Source organism: Pantoea sp. GbtcB22 (assembly GCF_019091025.1).
Taxonomy (GTDB): domain Bacteria; phylum Pseudomonadota; class Gammaproteobacteria; order Enterobacterales; family Enterobacteriaceae; genus Pantoea; species Pantoea leporis.
Window position 1 is genome coordinate 1 of record NZ_JAGXKB010000355.1, and the last position, 260, is coordinate 260.

Genomic DNA, 260 nt, shown 5'->3' on the forward strand with positions numbered 1-260 from the left:
CGTGTAATGGGGTCTCGTCCATTACGTTCAAATGGTTGGCAAGGATTACCAAATAATATTATAGGTAAGCCAGATCCTTTATTACTAAAGGACGAAGGTGCACTTTTTCAGAGAATGCTTGCGCGTAGTACGCCATGTGGTGGTATTCCCAATCCTAAAACACCATTTGCCAAATTACCAGCCGGAAAACCCTTTTGGGACGTTGCAGGCGACAAATACCAAAGTAGCAGCTTTACTTTTCCTAACCCTCCTGAGTGGCA

The 260-nt window shown here is 44.2% G+C and carries 1 pseudogene; it reads left to right on the top strand.

The features are described 5' to 3' along the window. Positions 1–260 (top strand): annotated as a pseudogene (locus KVT28_RS25475) (hypothetical protein); the annotation flags it as partial.